Consider the following 14,776-nt stretch of genomic DNA (forward strand, 5'->3'; position numbering starts at 1 on the left):
ACCACTATTTCTCTTTACGTGATACATACTGGATAGCTTATTTGATAAGTAAGTTACTCAGTGTTTATACACTGCTCTTTAACAAAACGGAAAGAAGTAACAAGGCAGAATGAAATACTGTAGTGATACAGCGTGACATTCTAAGTAAAGAAAAACTTATGTCGCAATAAGATAGACAATATGACTTCAAGTTAATTTGGGGTTATATGGTCAAGTGAATAAGCGCACATGGTGGATGCCTTGGCGATAAGAGGCGAAGAAGGACGTAGAAATCTGCGATAAGCGTTGGCGAGTTGATAAACGAGCTGTGACCCAACGATCTCCGAATGGGGCAACCCACTTACCTATGGTAAGTATCCTTAAGTGAATACATAGCTTAAGGAGGCGAACCCGGCGAACTGAAACATCTAAGTAGCCGGAGGAAAAGAAATCAACCGAGATTTCCCTAGTAGCGGCGAGCGAACGGGAAGTAGCCTGCAAGTGATATTTAACGTATTAGTGGAACATTCTGGAAAGGATAGCGATACAGGGTGATAGCCCCGTACACGAAAATGCGTTATTGGTACTAGGCTTGCGACAAGTAGGGCGGGGCACGAGAAACCTTGTCTGAACATGGGGGGACCATCCTCCAAGGCTAAATACTCCTTATCGACCGATAGTGAACCAGTACCGTGAGGGAAAGGCGAAAAGAACCCCGTTGAGGGGAGTGAAATAGAACCTGAAACCGTGTGCGTACAAGCAGTAGGAGCAGACTTGTTCTGTGACTGCGTACCTTTTGTATAATGGGTCAGCGACTTAATTTATGTAGCGAGCTTAACCGAATAGGGGAGGCGCAGGGAAACCGAGTCTTAATAGGGCGACTAGTTGCATGGATTAGACCCGAAACCTGGCGATCTATCCATGGTCAGGATGAAGGTTGGGTAACACTAACTGGAGGTCCGAACTCACGTATGTTGAAAAATGCGGAGATGAACTGTGGATCGGAGTGAAAGGCTAATCAAGCCAGGAGATAGCTGGTTCTCCTCGAAAGCTATTTAGGTAGCGCCTCGTATCTCACTCTCGGGGGTAGAGCACTGTTTGGGCTAGGGGGTCATCCCGACTTACCAACCCCATGCAAACTCCGAATACCGAGAAGTGCAATTACGGGAGACAGACGGCGGGTGATAACGTCCGTCGTCAAAAGGGAAACAACCCAGACCATCAGCTAAGGTCCCAAAATTATGGCTCAGTGGAAAACGATGTGGGAAGGCCCAGACAGCTAGGAGGTTGGCTTAGAAGCAGCCACCCTTTAAAGAAAGCGTAATAGCTCACTAGTCGAGTCGGCCTGCGCGGAAGATGTACCGGGGCTTAAGCCATATACCGAAGCTATGGATGCGTGTTTACACGCATGGTAGAGGAGCGTTGTGTAAGTCTGTGAAGGTGTGTTGAGAAGCATGCTGGAGATATCACAAGTGCGAATGCTGACATGAGTAACGATAAAGGGGGTGAGAGGCCCCCTCGCCGAAAATCCAAGGTTTCCTGCTCAACGTTAATCGGAGCAGGGTGAGTCGGCCCCTAAGGTGAGGCAGAAATGCGTAATCGATGGGAAACAGGTTAATATTCCTGTACTTGTTATTACTGCGATGGGATGACGGAGAAGGTTAGGTCAGCCAACTGTTGGATATGTTGGTTTAACTGCGTAGGCGTGCTGAATAGGAAAATCCGTTTGGCTTAGCTGAGACAGGACGACGAGTGCCATTAGGCGCGAAGTGATTGATACCCAGCTTCCAGGAAAAGTCTCTAAGCTTCAGGTAATAACGAACCGTACCCCAAACCGACACAGGTGGATGGGATGAGAATTCTAAGGCGCTTGAGAGAACTCTGGTGAAGGAACTAGGCAAAATAGCACCGTAACTTCGGGAGAAGGTGTGCCCCTGTTAGGTGAAGTGACTTGCTCACGGAGCTGAAGGGGGTTGCAATGACCAGGTGGCTGCGACTGTTTATTAAAAACACAGCACTCTGCAAACTCGAAAGAGGACGTATAGGGTGTGACGCCTGCCCGGTGCTGGAAGGTTAATTGATGATGTTAGTTTAGGCGAAGCATTTGATCGAAGCCCCAGTAAACGGCGGCCGTAACTATAACGGTCCTAAGGTAGCGAAATTCCTTGTCGGGTAAGTTCCGACCTGCACGAATGGCGTAACGATGGCCACACTGTCTCCACCAGAGACTCAGTGAAATTGAAATTGCGGTTAAGATGCCGTATACCCGCGGCTAGACGGAAAGACCCCGTGAACCTTTACTACAGCTTTGCACTGAACTTTGAACCTACTTGTGTAGGATAGGTGGGAGACGTTGAAGCGATGACGCTAGTTATCGTGGAGTCAACCTTGAAATACCACCCTGGTATGTTTGGAGTTCTAACCTACGCCCATTATCTGGGCGAGGGACAGTGTATGGTGGGTAGTTTGACTGGGGCGGTCTCCTCCCAAATTGTAACGGAGGAGCACGAAGGTACACTAAGCATGGTCGGACATCATGCGGTTAGTGCAATGGCAAAAGTGTGCTTGACTGCGAGACAGACACGTCGAGCAGGTACGAAAGTAGGTCATAGTGATCCGGTGGTTCTGAATGGAAGGGCCATCGCTCAACGGATAAAAGGTACTCCGGGGATAACAGGCTGATACCGCCCAAGAGTTCACATCGACGGCGGTGTTTGGCACCTCGATGTCGGCTCATCACATCCTGGGGCTGTAGCCGGTCCCAAGGGTATGGCTGTTCGCCATTTAAAGTGGTACGCGAGCTGGGTTTAGAACGTCGTGAGACAGTTCGGTCCCTATCTGCCGTGGGCGTTTGAGAATTGAGAGGAGCTGCTCCTAGTACGAGAGGACCGGAGTGGACGTACCCCTGGTGTTCGGGTTGTTGTGCCAACAGCATTGCCCGGTAGCTATGTACGGACGGGATAACCGCTGAAAGCATCTAAGCGGGAAGCCCCCTCAAGATAAGTTCTCACTGGGATTTAATCCCCTGAAGGGCCGTGGAAGACTACCACGTTGATAGGCTGGGTGTGGAAGTGCAGTAATGTATGGAGCTAACCAGTACTAATTGCCCGTGAGGCTTGACCATATAACCCCAAGGGAACTTGGGGAGTTGCGACCTCTTTACGCAATATCTTGTTACCGATTTCCGAGAGTCAGTTTAGAACTGACTATGCCAGTTATGCCTGGCGGCCATAGCGAGTTGGCCCCACCTGATCCCATCCCGAACTCAGAAGTGAAACGACTTAGCGCCGATGATAGTGTGGGAGTTCCCATGTGAAAGTAGGTCACTGCCAGGCTTTAATATAAAATAAGCCCATCCAAACGGATGGGCTTTTTTTATATCTAAAACCCTGACATGACTTCTCTTGATTTAAGTAAAGCCCCATGTGACCGCCATCGCTCCTGCATTGGCGGCATACCGTCCATCTATGGACATAACAAAAACGTCAGGAACGTTTTTGGACGACCAAAGGGAACTTGCGTAGCGATTTGCCCCTGGAATAGGGCAAACAAAGTAGGTCACCGATAACGGCTCCTGTGTTATCGCCATACATGACATCCCTGTAAATAACCGCCAGGCTTTTTTTATTATCTGCCGTTCAGACGTGTATACGTGAACGAAGTAACTGCCAATGGATTATGCATTTAAACTGAATGGGGTAGGAGCAAATTGAGACTGCCCTAAATTTCATAGGCTCCCTAAAAAGTCGATATGAATGGTGTAATTCTCGACTTGTACTAACTCACAGTATTTCAGCCAAGCTATTTTGATTAGTCAGTTTACTGACAGGAATAGAAAAACTGTTGGTATAATTAGCTTTTATTTCTAACATCGCGATATTTTGTACATAAAACTAGACGCCAGTCTTTATTACTGTTATTCTTACTTGCAGTTTTTAAAACCCCTCCAAAATTAAGTTAATTCAACTCATCAATCGGTGTGTTCAAGGCATTTCTATATCAAAATCCCATTCTTAGGTAATACATGAATCTGACAGAACTGAAAAAGCAGTCAGCTGCTGAATTAATGGAACTGGCTCTCTCCATGAATCTTGAGGGCTTAGCAAGAAACCGAAAACAAGAACTTATCTTTGCCATAGTCAAAGCGCACTCTAAACAAGGCGAAGATGTTATCACTACAGGTGTATTAGAACTCTTACCAGATGGTTTTGGTTTTTTAAGATCACCCGAAGATTCCTACGTTGCAGGTCCTGATGATGTTTATGTCTCACCTAGCCAGATTCGTCGTTTCCACCTTAGAACTGGCGACACAATAAAAGGTAAAATTCGTCCACCCAAAGATAGTGAGCGTTATTTTGCCTTGGTTAAAGTAGAAGAAATTAACTACGAAAAACCTGATAAGTCTAGAAATAAAGTCCCTTTTGAAAATCTTACGCCGCTCTTCCCCAATGAACGTTTTACATTAGAGCGGGGGAATGGAAGTACTGAAGACCTGACAGCACGTGTTATTGATCTTGCTTCACCACTAGGCAAAGGACAACGTGGTTTGATTGTTGCTCCGCCTAAATCAGGTAAGACAATGATCATGCAGTCAATCGCACAGTCAATTGCCTCTAACTATCCTGATAGTGATCTGATTGTGTTGCTGATTGATGAGCGTCCTGAAGAAGTCACGGAAATGCAACGATCTGTCAGAGGTGAAGTGGTCTCCAGTACGTTCGATGAGCCTGCCTCACGACACGTACAGGTTGCTGAAATGGTGATCGAGAAAGCGAAGCGCCTTGTTGAGCATAAACATGACGTTGTTATCTTACTTGACTCAATCACTAGACTCGCCCGTGCTTATAACACTGTTTCACCATCATCGGGTAAGGTTTTGACTGGTGGTGTTGATGCCAATGCCTTACAACGCCCGAAGCGTTTCTTTGGTGCGGCTCGAAATATTGAAGAAGGTGGCAGCTTGACAATCATTGCCACAGCCCTGATTGAAACTGGCTCTCGAATGGATGAAGTCATCTTCGAAGAGTTCAAGGGTACTGGTAATATGGAAGTATTGCTGGAACGTAAACTTGCTGATCGTAGAATGTATCCTGCCATCAATGTGACACGTTCAGGCACGCGTCGTGAAGAACTGCTGACAACAGAAGAAGATCTCCAAAAACTTTGGATCTTGAGAAAAATTATTGCTCAGATGGAACCTGTTGAAGCCATGGAATTCTTGATGGATAGGTTAAAATCGACGAAAACAAATGTTGAGTTTTTTGATTCAATGAAACAGGGGTAATCAAACTCTGTGCTTCCACCCGCCATATTTATTATGGGGCCTACAGCAGCTGGAAAAACAGATATTGCTATCGCCCTTGCAAAGAAGTATCCAGTAGAGATCATCAGTGTCGATTCCGCGCTTGTCTATAAAGGCATGGATATCGGCACTGCAAAACCAAATCGTTCCGTTCTAAGCCACTATCCTCATCATTTAGTTGATATTGTCGAACCTCATGAGCCTTATTCTGCTGGTCAATTCAAAGAAGACGCCCTCAATCTGATGGCTGATATTTCCGCCAGAGGTAAAGTTCCTTTATTGGTTGGCGGAACAATGCTCTATTTCAGAAGTCTTCAATATGGACTTGCTGACTTGCCCCCAGCAAATATGCTTATCAGAGAAAAGCTAAATCTGGAAATTCAGCAATTGGGCATTGAAGCCTTACACAATCGGTTAAAAGAAATCGACCCAGTCTCAGCAGCACGAATACACATTAATGATCCACAGCGTTTACAACGTGCTCTGGAAGTGTATGAAGTATCGGGTAAAAGTCTGACTGAATTGACTCAAGCAAGCCATGATAGTTTTGACTATAAAGTCACTAAGATCATTGTTTCACCATTTGATAGAGCCATTCTTCACAACAGAATAGCTGAGCGATACCAGACAATGATGAATGCAGGCTTTATTGAAGAAGTGAAAACATTATTTAATCGAAATGACTGTCATGCGAACTTACCATCAATACGTGCAGTCGGTTACCGGCAGGCATGGTCATATCTTGAAGGTAAGTACGATTATGATGAATTTGTTTATCGTGCAATTGTTGCCACACGTCAGATGGCGAAACGCCAGCTAACCTGGTTACGATCCCAGAATGATGGAATCTGGTTTGATAGTGGTTTAGCCTTGCCTATCAATGATGTAGAACGATACTTAACAGAGCAAGTACCCGAGTTGACGAATAATGCTTGACGATTCTGTTAAGGCTTTTAGAATGAGATATTAAACAGTCAAAAATAATAACAATATATGGAGTGAAAGATGGCAAAAGCACAGACTCTTCAGGACCCTTTCTTGAATGCTTTAAGAAAAGAAAATATTCCAGTTTCTATTTATTTAGTAAACGGTATCAAACTTCAAGGTCAGATTGATTCCTTCGATCAGTTTGTCATCTTACTTAAAAACTCTGTCAATCAAATGGTATACAAGCATGCTATATCAACTATCGTGCCTGCACGTAATGTTAATGTTAACCAAGAAGAATAGGAGTATTTGATTGTTCGACAGACCGGATATTCAAACAGCTTTCGATGATGCGTCAGAGAAAGAAGCTGTTGTCTTGGTTCATCTGAATTTTAATGATCCAGATTACGATGATTCTCAACAAGAGTTTATTGAATTAGTTGGCTCAACAGGTGCAGCGATTGCAGCGATTATTCAAGGAAAACGCCACCGCCCCGATCCTAAATTTTTTGCTGGTAGTGGTAAAGTTGATGAAATTGCAGAACATGTTCATGCCTCGCATGCAGCCTTAGTCATTTTTAACCATGAGTTGTCACCTAGTCAGGAAAGAAATCTTGAGCAGAAACTCAAATGCAGGGTGCTGGGCAGAACAGGTCTGATATTGGATATTTTTGCCAGAAGAGCACGTTCTCATGAAGGTAAACTCCAAGTTGAACTAGCCCAACTTCAGCATTTATCAACGCGACTAGTTCGAGGCTGGACTCACCTTGAGCGGCAAAAAGGTGGTATCGGATTGCGTGGACCTGGTGAAACACAGCTGGAGACAGACCGACGCTTACTAGGCCAACGTATCAAGTCACTTAAGAAGCGTTTGGGTAAAGTTCAGTCACAACGGGAGCAAGGCCGACGTTCACGACAGCGAGGCGGTGTACCTGTTGTGTCCCTGGTTGGTTACACAAACGTAGGCAAGTCCACATTATTTAACAAAATGACATCAGCTAAAGTTTATGCTGATGACCGATTATTTGCGACATTAGACCCAACTTTAAGAAGAGTTAAGCTACAAGAAACCGAACTCCTCATCATGGCAGACACGGTCGGTTTTATACGTGATTTACCTCATGATCTCGTCGAGTCATTTAGTTCGACACTTGAAGAGACGCGTGATGCTGAACTGCTGCTACACGTCGTTGATTGTGGCGCGAATGATCGTGATGATCTTATTCATCATGTGAATGAGGTTTTAAAACAAATCGAAGCTGATGAAGTCCGCCAGGTAATTATTTATAACAAAATAGATAAGGTCGATGATATTTCACCGCGCATCGATAGAGATGATAAGGGTAATATTAACCGTATTTGGTTGTCAGCAAGAACAGGTGAAGGGCTGGAATTGTTACGAGATGCCCTACATGAATATTTTCCAGAAGAATCACTTTCTGAATATGTTGATGCCTAGATACGGTTTTGGTTGCTTATAGTGACCATGTCCGTAAAATAGGCGTGTTTGAAATAAATTCTCTGTTTTTTCAATTTGGAGAGCTACATGGCTTGGAATGAACCCGGAAACGGTGGTAAAGACCCGTGGGGTAATCGTGGCAATGATGGGCCACCTGATTTAGACGAAGTTATCCAGAATATGCAACGTAAGCTTGGTGGCATTTTTGGTGGTAAAGGTAATAATAACAATAACAACTCATCAGGTCGGGGCGGTTTCTTTGGTTTTGGTTTGATTGCCATAATTGCTTTTCTGGTGTGGATCGCCTCAGGGATATACATAGTCGACCCAGCTGAGCGTGGCGTTGTTCTTCGTTTTGGTCAATATGCCACTACAACTATGCCTGGACCACATTGGCATCTGCCGAGCCCAATTGAAAAAGTAGAAGTGGTCAACGTTGAAGAAATTCGTACAGCTGAGATTGGTTACAGAAGCGGTGGTAGTCGAGGTGGTGGCACCATTCACTCTGAGTCACTGATGTTAACTAAAGACGAAAATATTATTGATCTCAAGATTGCCGTACAGTACAGAGTACAAGATGCACCGGCGTATCTTTTCAACGTCAGAAATCCTGATGTTATTTTGCGTCAAATGATGGAAAGTGCAGTACGTGAAACAGTAGGGCGTTCAAATATGGACTTCGTCTTAACTGAAGGTAGAAGCGCGATCGCTAACAGTACTGAGCAACTCTTACAGACAATGCTTGATTCGCATGAAATGGGCTTGTTAGTCACAAGTGTGAATATGCAAGATGTTCAGCCACCCGAGCAAGTTCAAGCAGCATTTGCTGACGTAGTAAAAGCTCGCGAAGACGAAGTTCGTCAAAAGAATCAGGCAGAAGCCTATTCAAATGATATCTTGCCAAAAGCCAGAGGTAGAGCGTTTAGAATTGTTCAAGAGGCTGAGGCATATAAGAGTCAAGTTATTGCAAAAGCAGAGGGTGATGCGAGCCGTTTCACTCAAGTCATGACGGAGTTTAATAAAGCACCCGACATTACAGCTGAGAGACTATACCTTGATACAATGGAATCCGTGTTTTCTAAGAGCCAAAAAGTGATGGTTGATATGGAAAATGGCGGTAGTAATGTACTTTATCTACCATTAGACCGCATGAATCGTCGTAACAGCAGTCCAACACAACTGGATTTAGATAGCTTTAATTATCCGTCATCTACGTCGGCTAATACTTCATCTTCAAACAAAAGCTCATCAAGCGATGATGCTCGTAGCAGAGGAGGTCGCTAAATGAGTTCCCGTTTGACACTGATTTTAATTTTACTGGCACTAGCCGTCATCACTTTATCATCATCTATTTTTGTTGTTGATGAGCGTCAAAAAGTACTTCTGCTCAGATTAGGTCAGATTGAAAAGGCTGACTTTAAGCCAGGTATTCATTTCAAAACACCTTTTGTCACAGATGTTCGTAAGTTTGATGCTCGTGAAATGGCACTCGACGCACAACCTGCTAGATACCTGACAGGTGAGAAAAAGAATGTCATAGTCGACTCTTTCATCATTTGGCGTATCAGCGATGTGGCAACCTATTTCAGATCCATGAGTGGTGACGAAGACCGTGCGGCATCGCGATTATCACAAATAATCAAGGATGGTTTGCGTGCAGAGTTTGGACGTAAGACAATTCAAGAAGTCGTGTCTGGTGACCGTGTGGCAATGGTTCAGGATATTCTGACAGAAGCTAACCGTGTAGCGGAAGGCTTTGGTATTTCTATCTCAAATGTGCGTATAAAACGTATTGATTTGCCTTCTGAAGTCAGTACATCTGTTTATACACGTATGGAAGCTGAGCGTGAACGTGTTGCAAAAGAGCTGCGTTCACAAGGTGCTGAAGAAGCGGAAAAAATTCGTTCAGATGCTGATCGTCAGCGTGCCGTTATTATTGCCGAAGCAAGACGTCAAGCAGAAGAGTTACGTGGTGAAGGTGACGCTAAAGCCACGGATATCTATGCTAGAGCATTCGGTGAAAATGAAGAGTTCTATTCCTTATATCGTCGACTATCAGCATATAAAAATGTGTTTAATGGTGACGACATGCTGGTCATTGAACCCAAAGGTGACTTCTTCAAACGTTTTAACGATGCTGAACTCCCTGTGAAGTGAGCGGAGAATTAGGCCATAGTCTTCTCGTAGCAACGGCATTAGTACTGATTATCGAAGGTTTAATGCCGTTTCTCAATCCGACTATGTTTAAACGCGCTTTATTACAAACGGCAAGCATGAGCGATACTCAAATTAGACTAACTGGTTTGATATGCATGCTTGTCGGTTTGATTTTTTTGTACTGGATAAATTAACTCATAATGACTATAAAAGAGAGCTGGCTGCTACCTGAAGGTATTGATGAGCTTATGCCTCAAGAAGCAACTCAACTTGAGAATATGCATCGAATACTGGTCGACTTCATGCGAGGTTGGGGATATCAGCTTGTTGTTCCACCCTTAGTTGAGTATCTGGACTCACTGCTGACTGGTACGGCAAAAAGTTTAGATATACAAACATTTAAGCTGACGGACCAAATGTCCGGCAGAATGCTGGGTATACGGGCAGACATGACACCACAAGTGGCCAGAATTGCTGCTCACAAGCTACGTCATCAATCAGATATTCTTCGATTGTGCTACATAGGTAGTGTTCTTCATACTTTACCTACCGGATTGAATGGGGTCAGAAATCCCATACAGCTAGGTGCTGAAATCTATGGTCATGCGGGACCTGAGAGTGATATTGAAAGCATTGAGCTGATGGTTGAGCTTCTAAAAAATCTGGCGCAGTATCAAAGATAGCGCTGGATATCGGTCATGTTGGTGTTTATAGAGGATTAGCCGAGTTTGCTGGGCTGACAGAAAGCCAAGAGCAAGAATTATTTTCTGCTTTACAACGAAAGGCTGTTACCGATATATCCGCTCTGTTAGACAGTTATCAGATTAGTAAAGATGCTAGGCAAATGTTGCAAGAGTTGTCTGAGTTAAATGGTGATAAATCTGTCTTGCCACGAGCTAAATCTGTATTAAAGAATGCACCAAAATCAGTGCAGCTTGCATTAAGTACGCTTGAACAAATTGCTGACGCGCTTACGCAGCGAATCCCAGGTATTGCTATTAACTTCGATCTTGCTGAACTGCGCGGATATCACTACCACACGGGCGTGGTGTTTGCAGCTTACAAACCGGAATCATCTTATGCTATTGCAGCAGGTGGTCGTTATGATGATATCGGTGAAGCCTTTGGTCTGGCTCAGCCAGCAACGGGATTTAGTCTTGACTTGAAGAAGCTGGCGACACAGCTCCCTGCTGAATCATTCAACCAGGAAACAATAGGTGTTGAGTGGGCTGAAGACAGCCATCTTCACGCCACTGTCAAATCATTACGTGAATCAGGAAAGGTGGTCATTTATCAATTTCCTGGTTCTCAGACTTCCACCACACATACATTGGTAAAACAAAATGGTCACTGGCAAGTGACTGAAATAGGAACACAAACTCGTGGCTAAAAATATAGTTGTAATTGGCTCCCAATGGGGCGATGAAGGTAAAGGTAAATTAGTCGATTTACTAACGGATAATGTCTCTGCTGTAGTACGTTTCCAAGGTGGTCATAATGCTGGTCACACACTGGTTATTGATGGCAAAAAAACGGTGTTGCATTTGATTCCATCTGGCATTCTCCGTGAAAACGTTCAATGCTTGATTGGTAATGGTGTTGTGGTTTGCCCTGAAGCACTATTGAAAGAGATGGCAGAGCTTGAGTCCAACGGGATTCCTGTACGTGAACGCTTAAAAATCAGTGCGGCCTGCCCATTGATTTTGCCTTATCATATCGCTTTGGATAAGGCGCGTGAGTCACGCTTAGGTAAAGCCGCTATCGGCACAACAGGTAGAGGTATTGGTCCCGCATATGAAGACAAAGTTGGCCGTCGAGGTCTACGTGTCGGTGACTTAATGAATGAAAAAGCCTTTGCTGAAAAACTAAAAGAAGTCATTGAGTTTCATAACTTTTCATTAGTTAATTATTACCAAGTAGCACCTGTTGATTATGAAACTGTATTAAAAGATACACTCGCAATGCGTGATGTCTTAATCCCACTTATTGCTGATATCCCAGCGATGCTTCAGGGGTATCATAAAGCGGGTGACAATGTCATGTTTGAAGGTGCACAAGGTGCTTTGTTAGATATTGACCACGGCACATACCCTTATGTTACTTCGTCCAATACAACAGCGGGAGGCAGTGCAACTGGCTCTGGTGTAGGTCCTTGTCATATTGATTATGTTCTTGGTATTACAAAAGCTTATGCCACGCGTGTCGGTGGTGGACCATTTCCATCTGAGTTGTTTGATGAAACTGGAAAATATCTGGCTGATAAAGGCATGGAAAAAGGTGCCACAACCGGACGTGACCGCCGCTGTGGTTGGTTAGATATGGTGGCACTGAATCGTGCTAGTTGGATAAATAGTATCACGGGACTATGTCTGACCAAGCTAGACGTGCTTGATGGTATCGAAACTATTCGTCTATGTGTTGCCTATGAAAAAGACGGTCAACCTGTCGATATCTTACCGTTAAGTGCAGATGAGTTCGAAGGTTGTGAGCCTGTATACATTGATATGCCGGGTTGGAAAGAGTCTACTTTGGGCATCACTGAATATAGTGAACTGCCTGAAAATGCCCGTGCCTATATAGAAAAAGTTGAAAGCCTCGCCGGTGTGCCAATTGATATTATCTCAACCGGCCCCGACCGACGCGAAACGATTGTTAGACGAGATTTATTCGAAGTCTAGACTTATAAAAAGCCCTCAAATGAGGGCTTTTTTTATGACTCTTTGGGCGAAACAGCCGCCATCAATGCTGAGTAATCAGTGTTATCAAGTCCCATATCCAGCGTTTTCTGTAGCAGTAGCTCAATGCCTCTGAGTGCACTTGTGTCCAGGCCTAGTTCGTTGGCAACGGTTAAGAAGAGGCGAGTGTCTTTTGCGAGATGTTTGGTTGGGAAGTTGGGTGCCGAGAAATCCCTGTCCACCATTCGAGTCAGTTTTTTATCAAAAGTGGGTGCATATAGGGCACTATCACGCACAATTTTCATAAACTGTTCAGTGGCAATGCCTTCTTTTTCGACTAAGGCCAAACTCAATGCAAAGCTGGCTGTCAGGCCTGCGATTAACTGATTCATAGCGAGTTTAACAGTCGCTCCTTGTCCAATCTCGCCTATGTACTGTGGTTCATGGCCAATCAACTCAAGTAATGGCAGTGCCGTATTAAAGTCAGATTTTTCACCTGCAGCCATTAAAATTAATTTGCCACTGCCTGCCTCAGGTAAACTGCCAAGTACAGGACACTCAAGATATCGACCGCCTGTCGTTTTTACACGATTGGCAAGTTCGCGTGACTCTTCAGGTGCGATTGTGCCCATCTGTATAATCAGACAGTTTTTAAACGTCTCAGTGTTGATATCGTCCAGTACAGAGTTGATGGCTTTTGCATCACTTAAAAAAAGTAAACAAATATCACACTGCTCAACTAGAGCTTGCGCAGATGTCGCTACAGCAGCGCCTCGAGCCTTTAACTCATCACACTTTTCAAGGCTGCGATTAAACACGACCAGTGGTTGATTCTCAGCTAATAAATGATGTGATAAGGCTTGCCCCATCAGGCCTGTTCCAATTAATCCTATTTTCATAAGCTATGATTTAATCCTTATGCGAATAAAACTGTCACTATGCCATAGATGCCAGCGACGTTGTGAGATAGAATAATGTCCCATTTTACAGTAGATACAGGGGAATACTGTGTACAATAAAAACATGACCATCGCTGGCTTTGACGATGACGTGTTCAATGCAATCGCTGCGGAAGATAAACGTCAAGAAGATCACATCGAACTGATCGCTTCAGAAAACTACACGAGCCCTCGTGTAATGGAAGCTCAGGGCTCATCTTTAACCAATAAATATGCTGAAGGGTATCCTGGCAAACGTTATTATGGTGGTTGTGAACATGTTGATACAGTAGAAGCTATTGCCATTGAACGTGCGAAATCGTTGTTTGGTGCTGATTATGCTAACGTTCAGCCACACTCTGGTTCACAAGCTAATGCTGCAGTTTATCTCGCTTTATTACAAGCTGGTGATACTATTTTAGGCATGAGTCTGGCACATGGTGGTCATCTGACACATGGCGCTAAAGTCAGTGCTTCAGGAAAAATCTATAACTCAGTTTCATATGGCTTGAATGCTGAAACCGGCGAAATTGATTATGATGAAGTCGAGCGTTTAGCAAAAGAACATCAACCAAAAATGATCGTAGCTGGTTTTTCTGCCTACTCTCGTGTAGTGGATTGGCAACGTTTTCGTGATATCGCTGATGCAGTCGGCGCTTATTTACTGGTTGATATGGCCCACGTAGCAGGGCTGGTTGCCGCAGGTTTATATCCTAACCCGGTGCAAATTGCTGATGTCACAACGACAACAACGCATAAAACATTACGTGGTCCACGTGGTGGTTTGATTCTGGCAAAAGCCAACCCTGAGATCGAGAAAAACTTAACTCGGCTGTTTTCCCTGGTTTCCAAGGTGGTCCTTTAATGCATGTGATTGCAGCTAAAGCAATTGCCTTCAAAGAAGCCATGCTGCCTGAGTTCAAAACCTATCAGGATCAGGTCATCAAAAATGCACGTGTGATGGCTGATGTGTTTATGACACGTGGTTATGACGTTGTCTCAAATGGTACTGATGACCATTTATTCCTAGTCAGTTTTATAGAAGCTGGCCTGACAGGTAAAGATGTCGATGCCTGGTTAGGCGCTGCTCATATCACGGTCAATAAAAATGCGGTTCCAAATGATCCACAATCACCTTTTGTGACATCAGGTATCCGTGTTGGTACACCTGCTGTGACGACTCGCGGTTTTAAAGAAGAAGAGTGTCGCGATCTGGCAAACTGGATGTGTGATGTCATTGACGCAGCGGGAAGTGAACAGGTGATTAACGATGTGAAGAGTAAAGTAAAAGCGGTTTGTGATCGTTTGCCTGTTTACTCATAAATAACCTCACGGAAAC

10 protein-coding genes, 1 tRNA gene, 2 rRNA genes and 2 pseudogenes (1 of these 15 cut by a window edge) are annotated in these 14,776 nt (G+C 44.3%); 14 read left to right on the forward strand and 1 reads right to left on the reverse strand.

Annotated elements, in window-relative coordinates:
- The 13 genes and pseudogenes from QUE24_RS13150 to QUE24_RS13210 form a co-directional block, all read left to right on the forward strand.
- A tRNA-Ala gene (locus QUE24_RS13150) sits at window positions 1-4 on the forward strand (it extends 72 nt beyond the left edge of the window).
- Window positions 5-208: 204 nt separating this feature from the next.
- Window positions 209-3,103: ribosomal RNA gene (locus QUE24_RS13155) — 23S ribosomal RNA — on the forward strand.
- Window positions 3,104-3,199: 96 nt separating this feature from the next.
- Window positions 3,200-3,314 (forward strand): 5S ribosomal RNA (rrf, locus tag QUE24_RS13160).
- A 689-nt stretch (window positions 3,315-4,003) separates the two neighbouring features.
- Window positions 4,004-5,263: a transcription termination factor Rho gene (gene rho / locus QUE24_RS13165; protein WP_286304264.1), complete on the forward strand. Its 1,260-nt coding sequence runs from the start codon at window positions 4,004-4,006 to the stop codon at window positions 5,261-5,263.
- Window positions 5,264-5,296: 33 nt separating this feature from the next.
- Complete coding sequence (miaA, locus tag QUE24_RS13170) at window positions 5,297-6,217, forward strand: tRNA (adenosine(37)-N6)-dimethylallyltransferase MiaA (RefSeq protein WP_286304265.1); 921 nt, start codon at window positions 5,297-5,299, stop codon at window positions 6,215-6,217.
- A 69-nt stretch (window positions 6,218-6,286) separates the two neighbouring features.
- Window positions 6,287-6,511, forward strand: a complete 225-nt coding sequence (gene hfq / locus QUE24_RS13175; RefSeq protein ID WP_286304266.1) for an RNA chaperone Hfq — start codon at window positions 6,287-6,289, stop codon at window positions 6,509-6,511.
- A 10-nt stretch (window positions 6,512-6,521) separates the two neighbouring features.
- A complete protein-coding gene (hflX, locus tag QUE24_RS13180; RefSeq protein WP_286304267.1) occupies window positions 6,522-7,667 on the forward strand; it encodes a ribosome rescue GTPase HflX in 1,146 nt (381 codons plus the stop codon).
- Window positions 7,668-7,754: 87 nt separating this feature from the next.
- Window positions 7,755-8,951: an FtsH protease activity modulator HflK gene (gene hflK, locus QUE24_RS13185; RefSeq protein WP_286304268.1), complete on the forward strand. Its 1,197-nt coding sequence runs from the start codon at window positions 7,755-7,757 to the stop codon at window positions 8,949-8,951.
- Window positions 8,952-9,824: a protease modulator HflC gene (gene hflC / locus QUE24_RS13190; protein WP_286304269.1), complete on the forward strand. Its 873-nt coding sequence runs from the start codon at window positions 8,952-8,954 to the stop codon at window positions 9,822-9,824.
- The gene (locus QUE24_RS13195) at window positions 9,821-10,018 is read left to right on the forward strand and encodes a DUF2065 domain-containing protein (RefSeq protein ID WP_286304270.1); all 198 of its coding nucleotides are present in this window, start codon (window positions 9,821-9,823) and stop codon (window positions 10,016-10,018) included. Before hflC ends, QUE24_RS13195 begins: the two co-directional genes overlap by 4 nt.
- An 84-nt stretch (window positions 10,019-10,102) precedes the next feature.
- Window positions 10,103-10,938, forward strand: a pseudogene (locus QUE24_RS16005) (ATP phosphoribosyltransferase regulatory subunit); the annotation flags it as partial.
- A 48-nt stretch (window positions 10,939-10,986) separates the two neighbouring features.
- The gene (locus QUE24_RS16010) at window positions 10,987-11,214 is read left to right on the forward strand and encodes a hypothetical protein (RefSeq protein ID WP_491562457.1); all 228 of its coding nucleotides are present in this window, start codon (window positions 10,987-10,989) and stop codon (window positions 11,212-11,214) included.
- Window positions 11,207-12,502, forward strand: coding sequence for an adenylosuccinate synthase (locus QUE24_RS13210; protein WP_286304272.1), 1,296 nt, complete (start codon window positions 11,207-11,209; stop codon window positions 12,500-12,502). The genes QUE24_RS16010 and QUE24_RS13210 overlap by 8 nt, the downstream gene beginning before the upstream one ends.
- A gap of 32 nt (window positions 12,503-12,534) precedes the next feature.
- Here the strand turns inward: QUE24_RS13210 and QUE24_RS13215 are convergent, their stop codons facing one another.
- On the reverse strand, window positions 12,535-13,398 hold the full coding sequence (locus QUE24_RS13215) for an NAD(P)-dependent oxidoreductase (RefSeq protein ID WP_286304273.1): 864 nt from the start codon (window positions 13,396-13,398) through the stop codon (window positions 12,535-12,537).
- A gap of 109 nt (window positions 13,399-13,507) precedes the next feature.
- On the opposite strand from QUE24_RS13215, the pseudogene glyA reads away from it, so the two are divergent.
- A pseudogene (gene glyA, locus QUE24_RS13220) lies at window positions 13,508-14,760 on the forward strand (serine hydroxymethyltransferase).
- The last annotated feature ends 16 nt before the right edge of the window (window positions 14,761-14,776 follow it).

The organism is Methylophaga marina, from assembly GCF_030296755.1.
GTDB lineage: Bacteria > Pseudomonadota > Gammaproteobacteria > Nitrosococcales > Methylophagaceae > Methylophaga > Methylophaga marina.